The organism is Haloechinothrix sp. LS1_15, assembly GCF_033042135.1.
GTDB lineage: Bacteria > Actinomycetota > Actinomycetes > Mycobacteriales > Pseudonocardiaceae > Haloechinothrix.
This window is the reverse complement of sequence record NZ_WBXM01000003.1, coordinates 235,499-253,017: the sequence shown is the minus strand read 5'-3', so window position 1 is coordinate 253,017 and position 17,519 is coordinate 235,499. Positions and strand designations below refer to the sequence as shown.

Annotated in this window: 17 protein-coding genes; 7 read left to right on the top strand and 10 right to left on the bottom strand. The window is 69.3% G+C overall.

Annotated features, from left to right (window positions below; all coding sequences use genetic code 11):
- Positions 1 to 47: 47 nt before the first annotated feature.
- The 9 genes from recO to F8178_RS06325 all read right to left on the bottom strand — a co-directional run bounded on the left by recO (position 48) and on the right by F8178_RS06325 (position 8,399).
- Entirely contained in the window at positions 48 to 830 is a 783-nt protein-coding gene (gene recO / locus F8178_RS06365; RefSeq protein ID WP_317493725.1) for a DNA repair protein RecO, read from the bottom strand.
- 62 nt (positions 831 to 892) lie between these two features.
- Positions 893 to 1,801 carry a GTPase Era gene (gene era / locus F8178_RS06360; RefSeq protein ID WP_317493724.1) on the bottom strand — a complete coding sequence of 303 codons (909 nt, stop codon included), beginning with the start codon at positions 1,799 to 1,801 and terminating at the stop codon, positions 893 to 895.
- Positions 1,798 to 2,151 carry a cytidine deaminase gene (locus F8178_RS06355; RefSeq protein ID WP_317493723.1) on the bottom strand — a complete coding sequence of 118 codons (354 nt, stop codon included), beginning with the start codon at positions 2,149 to 2,151 and terminating at the stop codon, positions 1,798 to 1,800. The genes era and F8178_RS06355 overlap by 4 nt, the downstream gene beginning before the upstream one ends.
- Before the next feature lie 77 nt (positions 2,152 to 2,228).
- The gene (locus F8178_RS06350; RefSeq protein WP_317493722.1) at positions 2,229 to 3,581 is read right to left on the bottom strand and encodes a hemolysin family protein; all 1,353 of its coding nucleotides are present in this window, start codon (positions 3,579 to 3,581) and stop codon (positions 2,229 to 2,231) included.
- Positions 3,582 to 3,587: 6 nt separating this feature from the next.
- The gene (gene ybeY / locus F8178_RS06345) at positions 3,588 to 4,157 is read right to left on the bottom strand and encodes an rRNA maturation RNase YbeY (RefSeq protein WP_317493721.1); all 570 of its coding nucleotides are present in this window, start codon (positions 4,155 to 4,157) and stop codon (positions 3,588 to 3,590) included.
- A complete protein-coding gene (locus F8178_RS06340) occupies positions 4,154 to 5,164 on the bottom strand; it encodes a PhoH family protein (protein WP_317493720.1) in 1,011 nt (336 codons plus the stop codon). Before F8178_RS06340 ends, ybeY begins: the two co-directional genes overlap by 4 nt.
- Positions 5,165 to 5,441: 277 nt before the next feature.
- Complete coding sequence (locus F8178_RS06335; RefSeq protein ID WP_317493719.1) at positions 5,442 to 5,792, bottom strand: histidine triad nucleotide-binding protein; 351 nt, start codon at positions 5,790 to 5,792, stop codon at positions 5,442 to 5,444.
- Positions 5,793 to 5,842: 50 nt separating this feature from the next.
- Positions 5,843 to 7,663, bottom strand: a complete 1,821-nt coding sequence (locus tag F8178_RS06330; RefSeq protein WP_317493718.1) for an AMP-binding protein — start codon at positions 7,661 to 7,663, stop codon at positions 5,843 to 5,845.
- Entirely contained in the window at positions 7,656 to 8,399 is a 744-nt protein-coding gene (locus F8178_RS06325; protein WP_317493717.1) for a helix-turn-helix domain-containing protein, read from the bottom strand. Before F8178_RS06325 ends, F8178_RS06330 begins: the two co-directional genes overlap by 8 nt.
- 259 nt (positions 8,400 to 8,658) lie before the next feature.
- Between F8178_RS06325 and F8178_RS06320 the strand changes: the two genes are divergently transcribed.
- From F8178_RS06320 to F8178_RS06290, 7 genes are all read left to right on the top strand, one after another.
- Complete coding sequence (locus tag F8178_RS06320; protein WP_317493716.1) at positions 8,659 to 9,498, top strand: ABC transporter ATP-binding protein; 840 nt, start codon at positions 8,659 to 8,661, stop codon at positions 9,496 to 9,498.
- Positions 9,495 to 11,495, top strand: coding sequence for an AMP-binding protein (locus tag F8178_RS06315; RefSeq protein WP_317493715.1), 2,001 nt, complete (start codon positions 9,495 to 9,497; stop codon positions 11,493 to 11,495). The genes F8178_RS06320 and F8178_RS06315 overlap by 4 nt, the downstream gene beginning before the upstream one ends.
- Entirely contained in the window at positions 11,492 to 12,364 is an 873-nt protein-coding gene (locus tag F8178_RS06310) for a branched-chain amino acid ABC transporter permease (protein WP_317493714.1), read from the top strand. The genes F8178_RS06315 and F8178_RS06310 overlap by 4 nt, the downstream gene beginning before the upstream one ends.
- A gap of 1 nt (position 12,365) precedes the next feature.
- Positions 12,366 to 13,418 carry a branched-chain amino acid ABC transporter permease gene (locus tag F8178_RS06305; protein ID WP_317493713.1) on the top strand — a complete coding sequence of 351 codons (1,053 nt, stop codon included), beginning with the start codon at positions 12,366 to 12,368 and terminating at the stop codon, positions 13,416 to 13,418.
- Between the two features lie 43 nt (positions 13,419 to 13,461).
- The gene (locus tag F8178_RS06300; protein WP_317493712.1) at positions 13,462 to 14,649 is read left to right on the top strand and encodes an ABC transporter substrate-binding protein; all 1,188 of its coding nucleotides are present in this window, start codon (positions 13,462 to 13,464) and stop codon (positions 14,647 to 14,649) included.
- 80 nt (positions 14,650 to 14,729) lie between these two features.
- A complete protein-coding gene (locus F8178_RS06295) occupies positions 14,730 to 15,518 on the top strand; it encodes an ABC transporter ATP-binding protein (RefSeq protein ID WP_317493903.1) in 789 nt (262 codons plus the stop codon).
- A 10-nt stretch (positions 15,519 to 15,528) separates the two neighbouring features.
- Positions 15,529 to 16,710: an AMP-binding protein gene (locus F8178_RS06290; protein ID WP_317493711.1), complete on the top strand. Its 1,182-nt coding sequence runs from the start codon at positions 15,529 to 15,531 to the stop codon at positions 16,708 to 16,710.
- A gap of 2 nt (positions 16,711 to 16,712) precedes the next feature.
- Here the strand turns inward: F8178_RS06290 and F8178_RS06285 are convergent, their stop codons facing one another.
- Positions 16,713 to 17,495 carry a 16S rRNA (uracil(1498)-N(3))-methyltransferase gene (locus F8178_RS06285; protein ID WP_317493710.1) on the bottom strand — a complete coding sequence of 261 codons (783 nt, stop codon included), beginning with the start codon at positions 17,493 to 17,495 and terminating at the stop codon, positions 16,713 to 16,715.
- Positions 17,496 to 17,519 lie beyond the last annotated feature (24 nt).

Genomic DNA, 17,519 nt, shown 5'->3' with positions numbered 1-17,519 from the left:
CGCTCCGGTGCATCATCCGAGTCGCGCGTACCACGTCCGCGCCCAACCTACTCCGTAGCCGTGACGGCGTCGGAAGGCGTACCGCCATCCGTTCCCGCCTGCCGCTCGACCAGCGGTAGCGAACGCAGTGTCCGTTCCATGTGCCACTGCAGGTGCGCGGCGACGATGCCGTTCGCGTCGCGACGAGCGCCCTGGCTGGACGCCTCCGCGAGATCCCAGTCCCCGTGCAGCAGCGCACCGAGCAGGTCGAGCGTCTCCGCGGGCGGGTGCACCGAACCAGCAGGTCGGCAACGGCCACACACCGTTCCCCCCGCCTGCACGCTGAACGCGCGGTGCGGCCCCGGCTCGCCGCAGCGCGCGCACTCGCCCAGCGCGGGCGCCCAACCCGCGAAGGCCATGGCGCGCAGCAGGAAGGCGTCCAGCACCAGCGAAGCGTCCCGCTCGCCACCCGCGAGCGCTCGCAGCGCGCCGAGCACGAGCAGGTACAGCCGCAGCGCAGGCTCCCCCTCCTCGGCGATCAGGTGATCGACGGTTTCGGCGATCGCGCTCGCCGCGGTATAGCGACGGTAGTCGCCGACCACGCCCGCGGCGAACGCGTCGACGGTCTGCACCTGCGTGATGACATCGAGGGTGCGGCCGGGGTAAAGCTGGACGTCGACGTGCCCGAACGGTTCGAGGCGCGCCCCGAACCGTGACGTGGTCCGGCGCACTCCCTTGGCCACCGCGCGGACCTTGCCGTGCTTGCGTGTCAACAAGGTGATGATGCGATCGGCTTCACCCAGCTTGTGCACGCGCAGCACCACACCGGTGTCGCGATACAGACCAGCCACACTTCGATGATGTCACGGGGTGGTAGCGGGCGGTGGACCGTGTGTCGGCAGCGTGATCGCCGTCAGTACCCGAGCTTGCGCAGCTGCTTGGGGTCGCGCTGCCATTCCTTGGTGACCTTGACGTGCAGGTCGAGATAGATCCTGCTGCCGAGCAGCGCCTCGATGTGCCGCCTGGCCTGCTGGCCGACCTGCTTGAGCCGCTCACCACCCCGGCCAAGGACGATGGCCTTCTGGCTCTGCCGCTCGACGTGCACCACCGCGTACACGTCCAGTAGGTCCTCCCTGCCCTCGTGCGGCAACATCTCGTCGATGGTGACCGCGATCGAGTGCGGCAGCTCGTCACGCACCCCCTCCAGCGCGGCCTCCCGGATCAGCTCCGCGACCAGCGCCTGCTCCGGCTCCTCGGTGAGCTCGCCGTCCGGGTAGAGCTGCGGGCCTTCCGGCAGCCGCTGCACGAGCAGGTCGCTCAACGTGCTCAGCTGGAAACCGTCCTGTGCCGACACCGGTACCAGCTCAGCGAAGTCCATCAGCTGTTCCAGTGCCAGCAGCTGCTTGGCCACCTGCTCGGGCGTGGCGAGATCGGTCTTGGTGACGATGCCGATCACCGGCGTGCGCTCGGCCACGTTCCGCAGCTCGTTCACGATGAACCGGTCGCCCGGCCCGATCGTCTCGTTCACCGGCACGCAGAACCCGATCACGTCGACTTCCGCCCACGTGGTGTGCACCACGTCGTTGAGCCGCTGCCCGAGCAGCGTCCGCGGCCGGTGCAGGCCGGGTGTGTCCACCAGCACGAGCTGTGCGTCGTCCCGATGCACGATGCCACGGATGGCGTGCCTGGTTGTTTGCGGCTTGCTCGACGTGATGGCGATCTTCGTGCCGACCAGCGCGTTGGTCAGCGTGGACTTTCCCGCGTTGGGCCTGCCGACGAAGCAGGCGAATCCCGAACGGTGCTCCGGAGCGTCCTCGCTCACGTCAGGACCTCGCGCACGACCCCTGCCGGGTCGGCGAGCATGATCGGTACTTGCTCACCCAGGTCACGCACCACCTGCACGGAGGCCTCCGCCAGGCCGTCGGCGGCGGTGACCACTGCCGCGGCCTCCAGCGCCTCCGCCCCGCTCGACACCGCCGCGGCGACCGCCGCCTGCGCCGCGGTGGCGGAAAACGACGGCAACATCACCGTCGCGGCGGCATACGTACGTCCATCGGTGTCCCGCACCGCGGCACCCTCGACCGCCTGTACCCGCGCACGTGCCGAACGCGCCAGCGTGATCAACTTCGCGTCTTCCGCGTCGAGATCGTTCCCGGTTCCGTCCGCCATCATTCTCGCTCCCATCGGCAGATCGAGGGTACCGGCCTGCTCATGGCACGGCACGGCAACCCCCGCGCGGTACCCGCGGGTCACGCGTGATCCACGGTGCGGTCCGCACTACCCGCCCGCACCTCGCGGGACTGCTGCCGCGACTCGACAGCCCCTCCGGCATCCGTACCCGACACCGGGCGCACGACGACGGTGTCGATCCGCATCCGCCCCCTACGGTCCTTGCCGCCCTCGGCCCGCATGCGCAATCCAGCCACCTCGCACTCGGCTCCCGGCAACGGGACGCGCCCGAGCTGCTGCGCCAGCAGCCCCACCACGGTGTCCACATCGTGCTCGGTGAGCTCGATGCCGAACAGCTCGCCGAGGGTGTCCACCCCGAGCCTGGCCGACACCCGCACGGCACCGCCCTCGAGGTGTTCCACCGGCGGCCGGTCCTCGGTGTCCGACTCGTCGGTGATCTCCCCCACGATCTCCTCGAGGATGTCCTCGATGGTCACCAACCCTGCCGTCCCGCCGTACTCGTCAACCGCGATCGCCATATGATTGCGGGAGACCTGCATCTGCCGCAGCAGATCGTCGAGACGCTTGGAGTCCGGCACGAACGTGGCGGGAACCATCAGCGAAGCCACCGGTCGCGGCTCCCCCGAACCGTTCATCACCGCCTTGACCAGCTCCTTGATGTTCACCAGACCGATGATGTTGTCGACGCTGCCGTCGATCACGGGAAGCCTGCTGTGCCCGGTGTGCAGCGACAGCTCAAGCGCTTCGGCAGCCGGACGGGTGCGCTCGATCCACACGATCTCGGTACGCGGCACCATCACCTCGCGGGCCACCGTGTCGCCGAGGTCGAACACCGAGTGGATCATCTCGCGCTCACCGGTGCCGACGATGCCGCGTTGCTGGGCGAGGTCGACCAGCTCGCGCACCTCGACCTCGCTGGTGAATGGTCCTTCGCGGAAGCCCTTGCCCGGGGTGATCGCGTTACCCAGCACGATGAGCAGCCTGCTCAGCGGCCCGAGCACCCAGCCGAGCACCCGTACCGGACCGGCCAGCGCGAGGCCGACCGCGTACGGGTGTTGCCTGCCAAGTGTGCGCGGTCCCACCCCCACCAGGACGTAGCTGACCACCAGCATGGTCACCGCCGCCGCGGTCAGTGCCAGCCACTCGGTGTCGATGGCCCGCAGCGCCGCCACCGTGACCAGCACCGTTGCGGTCACCTCACAGCCGAGCCGTAACAGGAGCAGCAGGTTGATATGGCGTCGCCGCTCATCGAGCACCGACCCGAGCTGGCCCGCCCCTGCGCGCCGGACGCGGGCGAGATCCCGCACCCTGGCGTGGGAGACCGTGCTGATCGCGGCATCGGCGGCGGCGAACACCCCGCCGAGGAGCACCAGCACCACCGCCAGCGTCACCAGGACAGCGGAGTTGATCATGGCGGGTCAACGACCTCGCTGCCGCCGCGCGCCGTCACCCGGCGTGGCCGGGCCGTCGAGGCCGACGACGCCAAGCAGCCTGTCATCGGCACTGCGTTGCCTGGTGCGGCGCTGGGCGTCGCGGGCCGCGACCGTGTACTCGTCCAGGATCCGGCGCTGGAGCCCGAACATCTCGCGCTCCTCCTCCGGTTCGGCGTGGTCGTAACCGAGCAGGTGCAGCACCCCGTGCACGGTCAGCAGGCGCAGCTCCTCGTCGAGCGCGTGTCCCGCGGTGCGCGCCTGGTCCCCGGCGAACGCCGGGCACAGCACGATGTCGCCGAGCAGCGCGGGAGACGTGTCCGGCGCGTCGGGCCGCCTGCCGCCCAGCTCGTCCATCGGGAAGGCCATGACGTCGGTGGGGCCGGGCAGCTCCATCCACCGCTCGTGCAGGTCCTCCATCGTCTGCAGCGTGACCAGCGAGATCGCCAGCTCCGCCAGCGGGCTCACCTGCATCTTGTCCAGCGCGAACCGGGCGACGGCGATGAGCGAACCCTCGTCGACGGCGACCCCGGACTCGTTGGCGATCTCGATGCTCATGCGTTCCCTCCCGCGGCGGCACCGGACGCACCGGAGGCACCACCGTCACCGGAGGCCTGCCACTTCTCGTAGGCGTCGACGATATCGCTGACCAGCCGGTGCCGCACCACGTCGTCACTGGTCAGGTAGGAGAAGTGGACGTCATCGATGTCGTGGAGGATCTCCCGGACGACGCGCAGGCCGCTGCGCTGCCCCCCGGGCAGATCCACCTGGGTGATGTCGCCGGTCACCACGATCTTGGAGCTGAATCCCAGCCGGGTGAGGAACATCTTCATTTGCTCCGGGGTGGTGTTCTGCGCCTCGTCGAGGATGATGAACGCGTCGTTCAGTGTCCGCCCCCGCATGTACGCCAGCGGCGCGATCTCGATAGTGCCCGCCTGGATCAACGCCGGGATCGTCTCCGGGTCCACCATGTCGTGCAGCGCATCGTACAGCGGCCGCAGGTACGGATCGATCTTCTCGTAGAGCGTCCCCGGCAGGTAACCCAACCGCTCCCCGGCTTCCACCGCGGGGCGGGTCAGGATGATCCGGTTGATCTCCTTGGCCTGCAACGCCTGTACGGCCTTGGCCATGGCGAGGTAGGTCTTACCTGTTCCGGCAGGCCCGATGCCGAACACCACGGTGTGCGCGGCGATCGCCTCCACGTAGGTCTTCTGGTTGAGGGTTTTCGGGCGGATAGTCCTGCCCCTGCGGGACAGGATGTTCATGCTCAGCACGTCCGCGGGCGATTCGGCCGTGCCCGCGGTGAGCATGCCGACGGTGCGGCGCACCGCGTCCGGCCCGACCTGTTGCCCGCTCGTGGCCAGCGTCACGAGCTCGGAGAACACCTGTTCGGCGAACGCCACCTCGGCCCGTGGGCCGGTCAACGTCACCTCGTTGCCCCGCACGTGCACGTCCGCGGCGAGCAGCTCCTCGAGGACGACCAGGTTCTCGTCGCCCGAACCCAGCAGCGTGAGCGTGGCTGCCGAGGGGATCGGGAACCGGGATTCGGCGGGATCGGTCGTCACCGAGCCCGCCGCAGCGTGCTGTGACTGGTGTTGCGTGTGTTGCTGTGGAATCTCGGAGCCTCCGGCTCCCTCGGGTGCGATACCGGCCACGTGCCTTTCGGTCCTGCTTCCTTCCGATGCTTCCCTGTCGTGTCCACTTTCCTGCCTACGCGCGGTGCACCCCGCGCCACGCCCTGTCCGCGTTCACCGTTCGCACGCCTGCGCGCCGATCGTGTCCGTCACCTCGATGCTAGCCGTTTCTTATTACGCCGCGCAGCCGAGCCGGGCAGGTGAGATCTCACCGGGGCGCGGCCTCTGGCCCCAACGGCGCGCCGCCGAGCACGTGGGCGTGCACGTGGTAAACCGTCTGACCACCGTCGTCCCCGGTATTGAACGTCACCCGGTAGCCGGCCTCGGCGATCCCCTCCTGTTCGGCGACCGTCGCGGCGGTGCTCAGCACGTCGGCGAGCAGCCGAGGGTCCGCCGCTGCCAGCTCGGCCACGTTACGGTAGCGGGTCTTGGGGATCACCAGCACGTGTACCGGGGCCCTCGGGTTGATGTCCCGGAACGCCAACGTGGTCTCGGTCTCGTGCACGATGTCGGCCGGGACCTCGCGATCGATGATCTGCTCGAACAGTGTCTCGCTCATGGGCGCGAGCCTATCCGGCACCGTCCCGGCTCGCGTGCGCACCGTGCCGGTTACGGCTGCGCTGCCGCCGCGGCCGCGAGCACCTGCTCCCAGGTCAGGCTGACGGGATCCTCCCTCGCTCCTGCCATCAGCAGTGCCAGGGCCCGACGCAGGGCATCAGGTGACAGCTCGTCACCGAACCGGTCGATGACGGCCAAGCCACGTGGCCGTGCGAGCCCGCCGAGCAGCTCCCGGACCGTGTCCAGCAGCTCCCTGGCCACTCCGGCAAGGACGGCGTCGGCGGTCACGTCGCCGGTGAGCGCCACCACAGCCGCCAGCGACCGGCCGAGTCGCTGGTCGGCCCGTTCCACCACCTCGGCGGCTGTCACGAACGGGTGCTCCAGCAGCACCTGACGTACCTCGCCGAGCGAGACCAGCTGACCGGAGACGCTGACGACCTCGTCCATGCGGCCGAGGAACTCCAGCGAGCCGTCGGGCGCGCGGCGCGCGAGATCATGGGTGGAGTACACCGGCGGGCGGTGCCAGTGGCGTTGCCGGACGTCCGCGGCGCCGCTGCCCTCCATCGCGCGCAACGTTCCCGCCCACGGGCGGCGCAGCACCAGCTCACCCCGATGACCAGCAGGCACCTCGTTGCCGTCGCCGTCGACGATCGTGAAACCGGGGTCGGGCAGTGACCGGGGAGCCACGGGCGGATCGACCGACGCGATGCCACCGAGCTCGACCTGGCCCCATGCGTCGGCCACAGTGACGCGGTGACGACCGACGTCCGCTGCCAACCACCGGGCCAGCTCCGGTTCCACCGGTTCCGCCATCGTCACGATCCGCCGCAGGTGCTCGACCGCAGTCGCCTCGGGAGGCCTGCGGGACCATCCGCGCAACATCCGCGCGACAGTCGGTGTGGTCAGCAACGTGCCGACCCCGTAACGGCGCACGATGTCCCATGCGCGATGCCGCGTCGGCACATCCAGCGTGCCCTCGAACATCACCGCCGCCGCGCCGGCGAGCAGCGGGCCGTAGACACCGTGTGCCTGCGCGCCCACCCACGAAACGTCGGCGGCGCACCAGAACACCCCCTCGTCGGCGATCCCGTAGCGATGGACCGCCAGCGACGACACCGCCAGCGTGGCGGCTCCGTGCAGCACCGTCACCGGCCGGCCGCGCCGGTTGGCCAGGTGACTGGCCATCACCGGCTGCTCGGGGTCGAACGTGCCCGGCTCGGGTTCGCTCCCGGCCTCGGCGGCGGCCTCGGCCAGCAGCTCGTGCAGCCACCGGTCGCCCGCGTACCAGGAGACATCCACTCCGGTACGGCGCACCACGATGGTGTGCTCGATGCCGCCGAGCGCACCGAGCGCCTCGTCCGCACGCGCCTTGAGAGGCAGGATCGCGCCGTGCCGCCACGCCCCGTCCTGAGTGATCAGCACCCGGGGGCGGAAATCGTCAAGGCGCTCGGCCAGCGCCTCCACCGGTAGCGGCACCGGGAACAGCGCGTGTATCGCGCCGATCCGGGCGCAGGCCAGCATCGCCACGACGGTCTCCGGCAGCCACCCGGTGTGCAACGCGACCCGGTCGCCGCTGCCGACGCCAAGCAGACGCAGCGCGCGTGCCAGCCGGACGACCTCCCCGTGCAGCTGGCGGTAGGTCAGTTCGCGCCGGTCTCCCGGTTCCCCTTCCCAGTACAGCGCGGTCCGCTCCCCCGCTAGTTCGAGGTGCCGGTCGACGCAGTTGACCGCGAGGTTGAACCGCCCTCCCTCGAACCACCTGCCGTACTCGCCGGTCGGCTGGTACAGCCGCTGCCACGGCCGTGCCCAGGCGAGCTCGTCGGCGATGTCGGCCCAGCGGGCCAGCTCGTGCGGCACGTCGCGATCAGCCATGCCCCACCGTCCTTCCCGCAGCGTGTGCCGCGCGCGACAGCTGGGCTGTGATCTTGTTGAGCGCTTCCTCCGAGGTCACCGGCGGGATCGTGGCGGCGAGCGCGGCCACCGTTGTGCCGTGCCCGTCGGTGACCGGCACGGCCACCTCGCTCGGTTCCTGCGCCGAGTGCCCCTCGGTGACCAGGTACGGCGCGGCACGCCATGCCTCCCGCTCGGCTTCGGCCCGGTCGCGATCGGTGACCCGCGCAGCCTCAAGCGCGCGCTGCCAGCCGTGCTCTCCCGCACAGGCCGCGAGCACCCTGCCCGCGGCCGTGTCGAGCGCCGCGTGTACCCGGTGCGTGTCGCGATACGGCCCGCCGTCGGCACCATCGATCCGGTCGACGTAGACGACGCTGCCGCGCACCAGCATCGCCACGTGGACCGTCTGGCCGATCGCGTCCCGCAACGGCACCAGGTAGGGCGCCAGCGCGCCGAGGATCGGCTGGCGCGCGAGGTAGCGCTGCGCCAGCCGCGCGACCTCGGGGCCGAGCCCGTAGCGGGAGGACGACGGATCTTGCTCGACCAGGTCCGCCAGCACCAGGGATCGCAGCAGCCGGTGCACCGTGGGCACCGACAGGCCGGAGCGTTCGGCCAGATCGGTGAGCTGCTGGAGAGCAGGCCCCTCCGACAGCAGCTCCAGCAGCAGCACGGCATTGCGGACCGTGCCGAGTGTCCCCCTCGCGTCTGGCTCGCTCACTCCACTCACCTTCACCTCACCGGCCCCAGCGCCACGGCGTGACACCCGACCACGTTACACGGAGCATGGCTTCACCATCAGATATCTAGTTCCACATACTGTAACGAACTCACCCAGGGAACGCGCATCGGTCCAGGTCAACCACCATCTCCTCGACGTTCGCTCACATTCACCGGAGCAGCGTTCCGTAATTCGCTATTGCCTTTCACATACTGAAAGTCTACAGTCGACCGCACGCGACGCTCGGAGGTGGCCCAAGGTGATCACGCGGTCGTATCGGTACCCGCTCAACAGCAGCCGTCTCGTACCCGGCCGTCCCCTGCTCGAGATCTCCGGGCTCGGACTCCGGTTCGGTGGCGTCACCGCACTCGACGACGTGAGCCTGACGGTCAACCAGGGCCACGTGCACGCCGTGATCGGGCCGAACGGTGCGGGCAAGTCCAGCTTGCTGAACTGCATCAGCGGGTTGTACCGCCCGCGAGAGGGCTCGATCGTGCTCCATACGGCAGGCGGTGGTGCGCACCGACTCACTCGCGGCAAACCGCACCGGATCGCCAGGCTCGGCGTAGCGCGCTCCTTCCAGAACATCGAACTGTTCCGGCACCTGACGGTGCTGGAGAACCTGATGCTCGGCAGGCACATCCACATGCGCCACCGCCTGCTGCCCTCCCTCGCGTGGTTCGGGCCGGCCCGCAGGCAGGAGACCGCACACCGCGAGCTCGTCGAGGAAGTCATCGACCTGCTGCAGATCCAGGCCGTACGGCACAAACCGGTCGGCGCGCTCGCCTACGGCTTCCAGAAGCGCGTCGAGCTCGGCAGGGCGCTGTGCATGCAGCCCGCGCTGCTGCTGCTCGACGAGCCCATGGCGGGCATGAACGCCGAGGAGAAGGAGGACACCGCCCGCTTCGTGCTGGACGCGAACGAGCTCGCCGGGGTGACCGTGGTGCTCATCGAACACGACATGAACGTGGTCATGGACATCTCCGACCGGGTCAGCGTACTGGACTTCGGCAAGCTCATCGCCGACGGCGAACCTGCTGAGGTCAGCCGCGACCCGGACGTGGCGAAGGCCTACCTCGGCGAGGAGGTGGGGCGATGACCGCGCGCACCGACCGGCAACCCGCCCCGGCAGCGGCGAGTGACGGCACCACGGCCGACACCTTCCCGCGGCTGCTGCGCGCGCTGGCTGGCGAGCGGCCGGACAGCGTGGCCATGCAGGAGAAGCTGTACGGGATCTGGCAGCCCATCACCTGGTCCGAGTATGCCGAGCGGGTGGCCGATTTCGCCCACGGACTCGCCGAGCTCGGTGTCGAGCGAGGCGAGGTGGTCGCCGTCATCGGTGACAACCGTCCGGAGTGGCTGATCGCCGAGCTCGCGACCCAGTCGATCGGGGCGGCGGTGGTCGGCATCTACCCGACCAGCATCGGCGAGGAGATCGTGCACATCCTCTCCGACGCGCGGGTGCGCGTCGTCATCGCAGAGGATCAGGAGCAGGTCGACAAAATCATCCGGTTGAAGGATGACGTCAGCAACGTGCACACCGTGGTGTACTACGACCCGCACGGGCTGGAGCAGTACCGGCAGCCGTACTTGCGGGCCTTTACCGAGATCGAGGAGTCCGGGCGGGCATGGGGCGCACGGCACCCTGGATGGCTCGACGAGCGGGTCACCACGGGTTCGGCGGCCGACATCGCCGTCATCTGCACCACATCAGGGACCACCTCCCGGCCGAAACTCGCCGAGTTGTCGCACCGGAATCTGCTGGCGATGTCCGAGCACCTCCAGCAGGTCGACCCGCTGACACCGCGCGACCGTTACGTCAGCTTCCTGCCGTTCGCCTGGATCGGCGAGCAGATGATCGCGGTCGCCTGCGGGCTGTCGGAAGGCTTCACGATCAGCTTTCCCGAAGACTCCAGCACGCAGCGGGCGAACCTGCGGGAGATCGGGCCGGACGTGATGTTCAGCCCCCCGCGGATCTGGGAATCGATGCTGTCCGACGTGCAGGTCCGCATCGGCGAATCCGACCGGCTGAAGCGTTCCGTGTTCGCCTGGGGATACCGCGTCGGTGACCGCTACGCCGAACATCGGGTGCGCGGCGCACGCCCCGGACTGTGGCTACGACTGACCCATCGCCTCGCGGACGCGGTCGCGCTGCGCCCGGTCCGCGACCACCTCGGTCTGACCCGGCTCAAACGCGGCTACACCGGGGGCGCCCCGCTCGGCCCGGACGTGTTCCGCTTCTTCCACGCCATCGGGGTCAACCTCAAGCAGATCTATGGCCAAACCGAGATCTGCGGCATCGCGGTGACCCACACCGACACCGACGTGCGATTCCACACCGTCGGTACCCCGCTGCCCGGCACCGAGCTGCGGATCGCCGAGGACGGCGAAATCCTGCTGCGCTCGGCGTCGGTCTTTCGGGGTTACCACCGCAACCCGGAAGCCACCTCCGAGACCGTCGACGGCCATGGCTGGCTGCACACCGGCGACGCCGGATACCTCGACGACGGTCACCTCGTGGTGATCGACCGCGCCAAGGACGTGCGCCGCACCGCCGATGGCCAGCTGTTCTCCACTGCCTTCGTGGAGAACAAGGTGAAGTTCAGCCAGTTCGTCGAGGAAGCCGTCATGTTCGGCGGCGAGTCAGGGGCAGACGTGACCGCGATGATCACCATCGATCCGGCCACCACCGGAGCCTGGGCAGAACAGCAGCACCTGTCCTACACCACCTACACCGACCTCGCGGGCAAGCCCGCGGTCTACGAGCTGATCGCCTCGGCAGTCGCCCGCGCGAACGAGGACCTCCCGGAGAGCACGCGCATCCGGCGGTTCGTGCTGCTGCACAAGCAGCTCGACCCGGACGACGACGAGATCACCCGCACCCGCAAGGTGCGGCGCGGCGTCATCGGCGAACGCTACGCCGAGATCATCGCCGCGCTGGAGCGCGGCGACACGGAAGTCACCGTGGTCAACACCATCACCTACCAGGACGGCACGGTCGCGGAGCGCGAGACGCCCCTGCGCGTCTACTCGATGTCGGAGTTCACCGGCGAGGATGTCGCGGGCACGACCGCCGCATGGGGTGATCTCCGATGAGCGACTTCCTCCAGATGACCCTGTTCGGGCTGTCCAACGGGGCGATCCTGGCACTGGCCGCGCTGGGATTCGTGCTCATCTACAAGGCCACGCGAGTGATCAACTTCGCGCAGGGACACTTCCTGCTCGTCGGCGCCTACGCCTTCTATGCGGCCATCGTCATCCTCGGGTTGCACTGGACGCTGGCGATCCTGGTCGCCATCGCGTTCGCCGCAGTGATCGGGCTGATCGTGGAACGCTTCGTGCTGCGGCCGATGATCGGCGAGGAAGCCATCTCGGTGATCATGGTGACCATCGGGCTGTCGTCGATCCTCGCGGGCGGCGTGCAGGTGTTCTTCGGAACATCGCCACGCGAGACGCCACAGTTCCTGCCCACCGGGGCGCTGTCGATCGCCGATGCCACCATCCCGTGGAGCCGGGTGACCGCGATCGTCGTGGCTGCGGTCGTGCTCATCGCGTTCTCGATCTTCTTCACCCGCACGCGGCACGGCATCGCGATGCGCGCGGTAGCCGACGACCAGCAGGCCGCGCTGACCATGGGCATCAGCGTGCGCAAGGTGTTCGCCATGGCCTGGGCGCTCGCGGCGGTCACCGCCGTCATCGGCGGCATCCTGCTCGCCGACCTGTCCGGGGTCTCGGCTGGTCTGGCTGGCTTCGGCCTGATCGTGTTCCCCGTGGTCATCCTCGGCGGGCTCGACTCCGTCCCAGGAACGATCGTGGGCGGGGTGATCATCGGCCTGCTCGTGCAATACACCGCGGGCTACATCGGCGGTGGTCTGGAGCAGATCATCCCGTTCATCGTGCTGATTCTCATCCTGATGGTCCGGCCCTACGGGCTGTTCGGCCAGACGCGCATCGAGAGGGTCTGACATGGCAGCGACCTCGACCGGGATCTTCCACCGCAGCTACGCCAGCGAGCTCGCGCTCCGGCACACCACAGCCGAGAAGGTCCGGCTGATCCTCGTGGCGCTGGCCCTGCTGTCGGTACCGTTCGTGGTCAGCCCGTACTGGCTGACCATCGCCAACCAGATCGGCATCGCCGTGATCGGCGCCATCGGGTTGAACATCCTGGTCGGCTTCACCGGCCAGATCAGCCTCGGCCAGGGTGGGTTCCTCGCGGTTGGCGCCTACTCCTCGGCCATCCTGCACATCCGAGGGGACCTGCCGGTCCCCCTCTCGGTGCTGCTCGCCACGCTGACCACCGCGGTCATCGGGGCGTTCTTCGGCATCCCCGCGCTGCGCCTGAAAGGGCTCTACCTCGCGATCGCCACGCTCGCCTCGCAGGAGATCATCCTGTTCGTCGTGCGCAACTGGGAAGCCGTCACCGGCGGACGGGAAGCCATCGTCGTACCGAACATGGAGTACTTCGGCTTCGCGTTCCGGCAGGACTTCCACTGGTACTGGGTGATCCTGCCGCTGGCGGTGCTGGCGGTGCTCGCCGCGCGCAACCTGTTCCGCACCGGCCTCGGCCGATCGTTCATGGCGGTGCGGGACCAGGACATCGCGGCCTCGGCGATGGGCGTCGACGTCACCCGCACTAAGGTGCTCGCGTTCGCGGTCTCCTCCGGGTTCGTGGGACTGGCCGGGGCACTCACCGCGCACTACACGGGCATCGTCGCGTGGGAACGGTTCACGCTAGAGGAATCCATCCTGTACCTCGCGATCATCATCGTCGGTGGTCTCGGTTCGATCTCGGGCACCGTTTACGGCGCCATCTTCATGATCACCCTGCCCGCGCTGATCACCAGGGTCGGTCAGGACCTGCAGGGCACGCTGCCGGGCATCGCCGAGAAGCTGCCCGCCGTGCAGGTCGTGGTGTTCGGCCTGGTGATCGTGCTGTTCCTGATCTTCGAACCCCGGGGGCTGGCCCGCATCTGGCAACGCATCAAGGACTACGTCCGCTTCTGGCCGTTCCGGTACTGACGGGGCGGCCGCCCAACCCATCCGCCGCGCCGAGGAGGACATCATGCACAGACGTACTGCCGCACCACTGACCATCGCCGGTGTTGCCGCGCTGACCCTGGCAGCTTGTGGCGGCCCGGGGGCCGAGGGCGACGACGGGGACGGCCCCATCGGCATCGGGGTCATCTCCGACCTGTCCGGCGCCACAGCCGACGTCGGCACGCCCTACAGCGAAGGCATCCGCGGCTACGCCGACTGGCTCAACGAGCAGGGCGGTATCGAGGGCCGAGAGCTCGACCTCAACCTCAACGACTACGCCTACGACGTCGCCCGCGCCGAGCAGCTGTACTCGCAGTACGTCAACGAGGGCGTCGTGGCCGTGCAGGGATGGGGCACCGGCGACACCGAAGCGTTGCGGCAGCGGATCGCGCAGGACGAGCTGCCGTTCATGTCCGCCTCGTACTCCGAGGAGCTCGTCGACCCGGACGAGGCTCCCTACAACTTCGTGGTCGCTGCGACCTACTCGGATCAGATGCGCGTCGCCCTCGACTGGATCGCCGAGGACGCAGGCGGGGACAGCGCTGTGGCGGTGTTCCATCACGACAGCCCGTTCGGTACCGCCCCAGTGGGCGACGGCGAGGAGCACATCGAAGGCAACGACCTCGACCTGGACTACGCGAGTTACGCCATGCCGGACGGGGCAACCGACTACGTCTCGCAGCTCAACCGCGCGGCATCAGCTGGAGCCGAGTACATCGTGGTGCAGAACGTCTCCAGCCCGGCGGCGATGCTGGCGAACAACATCGCCGAGCAGGGCCTCGATCTCACCGTGGTGTGCCTGAACTGGTGCGCCGACGAGCAGTTCATCGAACTGGCCGGGGACGCGGCCGAGGGACACGTGATGGTGCAGCCCTTCGCCCCGCCGACCGAGCCGCTGCCCGGTCATGAAGCTCCCGCGGAGTTCCTCGAGTCGCGGGGCGACTCCCTGGAGAACAAGGGGCTGCACTACGTGCAGGGCTGGTACACCATGCACGTGATGGCCGAGGGCATCCGGCACACCATCGAGTCGGGTGAGGAACTCACCGGCAGTGCGCTGCGCGATGCGCTGCGGTCCATGGACGCGGTCGACACCGGCGACGTCACCCAGCCGATCTCTTTCGACGACGAGAGCCACCGCGGCATGACCGGTACCGGCATCTACGAGGTCAGTGACGGCGAGATGGTCGAGCTGGCGCGGGGAGTCACGCCATGAACCCCGCACCCGGTTCCGGCACCACCTCCGGCGGGCAGCCGGGCACGCTACCCGGCCGCACCTCCGGCGACCCGGGCGAGGTGTTGCTGGCGATCAATAACCTTGAGGTCATCTACGACGAGGTGATCCTGGTGCTGCGCGGCATGTCCCTCGAGGTTCCCCGAGGGGAGGTGGTGGCCATGCTCGGATCCAACGGGGCGGGCAAGTCCACCACGCTCAAGGCGATCTCGGGCCTGCTGCCCACCGAACACGGCGAGATCACCGACGGGGCGATCACCTTCGCGGGCGAGGACATCACCACGCTGGACGCCGCCGACCGGGTGCGCCGCGGCATGTCGCAATGCATGGAAGGCAGGCGCGTGTTCGAGCACCTCACGGTGCGGGAGAACCTCGTCGCCGGTGCCTACACCCGAGGGCGCGTCTCGGAGTCCGACCTCGACATCGTCTTCACCTACTTCCCCCGGCTGCATGACCTGCGCAGCCGCACCGCTGGGTATCTCTCCGGCGGTGAACAGCAGATGCTCGCCATCGGCCGCGCGATGATGGCCGAACCGACCCTGCTGATGCTGGACGAGCCTTCGCTCGGCCTCGCTCCCCTGCTGGTCCAAGAGATCTTCGGCTACGTCGCCCGGCTCAACGCCGAGCTGGGCACCACCGTGCTGATCGTCGAGCAGAACGCCAACCGCGCACTGGAGATCGCCCACCGCGGCTACGTGATGGAGCAGGGACGCATCGTGCTCGACGGTACGGCGGCCGAACTCCGCGAGAACCCCGACGTCAAGGAATTCTACCTGGGGCTGGCCGATGAAGGAGGTCGCAAGAACTACCGCGAGGTCAAGCACTACAAACGCCGCAAACGCTGGCTCTGAGAGGGGAACCGTGCCTGTATCGGATGAACTCATCAGCACTGCCGTCCGGCAAGCCGCCGAACGCATCCCGGCGTTCGCATCCCGGCTACGTGCCGCGGACGTGCGCGCCGACGCGATCACCGGGGTGGACGACCTGGCACGGATCCCCGTGCTGACCAAGGACGAGCTCCTCGAGCAGCAACACACCGACCCCCCGTTCGGCGGGCTCGTCGCGCCGGACGCGCCGGTGGTGCGGCTGTTCTCCTCTCCCGGTCCGCTATACGAACCCCAATTGGCCGGTGCCGATCCGTGGCGCTGGCAGGAAGCGCTGCGCGCCGCAGGCTTCGGCAGCGACGACATCGTGCTCAACTGTTTCGGGTATCACCTCTCCCCCGCGGGCGCGATGTTCGACGAAGCCGCGCGGGCCCTCGGGTGCACGGTCGTGCCCGCGGGCACCGGCAACCTCGACCTCCAGGTCCAGGCAATCCACGACCTGGGGGTGACCGCCTACACCGGCCTGCCCAGCTACCTCGCCTCGCTCCTCGATCGGTACGCAGCCGCGGGGTACCACACCGACCGGTGGCGGCTGTCGAAAGCGCTGGTGACCGCCGAACCTCTGCCCGATGCGTTACGCGAGCAGCTCACCACCCATATCCCTGTCGTACGGGCCGCGTACGGCACCGCCGAGACGGGGCTGCTCGGCTACGAGACCGAGCCGGGGCAGGGTCTGGAGGTCCCGGACGGTGTCGTCGTGCAGGTCTGTGACCTGGACACCGGACAGCCGATCGCCAGCGGCGAGGGCCAGGTGGTGATCAGCCTGCCTCGCCCGGAGTACCCGCTCGTCCGGTTCGGTACCGGCGACCTGTCCGCCTGGCTGTACGGCGCGGACCGCCCGCGACTGGCGGGGGTCCTCGGCCGGGTCGGCGCCGCGGTCAAGGTCAGGGGGATGTTCCTACACCCGAGGCAGGTCGAGTCGGTGATGGGCGGGGTGGCCGGGGTGGCCGCCTACCGCTTCGTCGTGGACCGCGTCGCGCACCGCGACGAGCTGCGCTGCGAGATCGTCCCCACCGACGACCGCGGCGGCGAGCAGGTCGCCGCCACCGCCCGCGAGCGGATCAGGTCCGCGCTGCGCTTCACGGCGGACGTGGCGGTGGTCGAGGCCATCGACGGCGACGACACCGTCGTCGACCGGCGCAAGCCGCAACGGCCGTAACGCTACGGCCACCGGTCCGTGAGCGCGCCGAGCGCACCGAGTGCCACCGCGGCGGCACTGGAAGCGCGCAACACCGAGGGCCCCAACCGGACCGGCCGAGCGCCAGCACCGGTGAGGGTGTCCAGCTCCGGTTCGGTGATGCCGCCTTCCGGCCCCACGATCAGCAGCAGCTCGCCTCGGGACGGCAGCGTCGCCTCCTGCAGGGCGGTGGCGCCACGCGCGTCGAGGACCAGGGCCGCATCGGCCTGCCGAGCCAGCTCGGCGACCTCCGGCGTGGTGCGAGGCTCGCCGATGTCCGGCAGGCGGAGACGCCGCGCCTGCTTTCCCGCGGCGCGTGCCGCGGCGCGCCAGCGGGCCACACCCTTGGCAGCGCGACCGGAGCCCTGCCAGCGAGCCACGCAGCGCTCCGCCTGCCACGGCACCAGCGCGTCGGCACCCGCCTCGGTGGCCAGCTCGACCGCGAGCTCCGCCCGGTCGCCCTTCACAAGGGCCTGAGCCACCGTCACCCGCAGCGCGGGAGGCGGTTCCTCCCATCGATCGTCGACGTCCACCACGAGTTCCGGTGCGCGTCCCGGAACCACCCGGCGAACCTCGCCCCGCGCGGCTCGGCCGTGCCCGTCGGTGAGAACCAGCCGCTCGCCATGACGCATCCGCAGCACCGTCGCCGCGTGCCGGGCCTCTTCCCCGGTGAGATGCAGCTCCTCTGGCGTGCCCTGCTCGGCCGCGCCCTCGAGCTCCTCGACGAGGAACACCGGCAGCGCACGCCCGCCCTCGTCCCCGGTCATCGCGTCCTCAACTCGCCGAGCGGT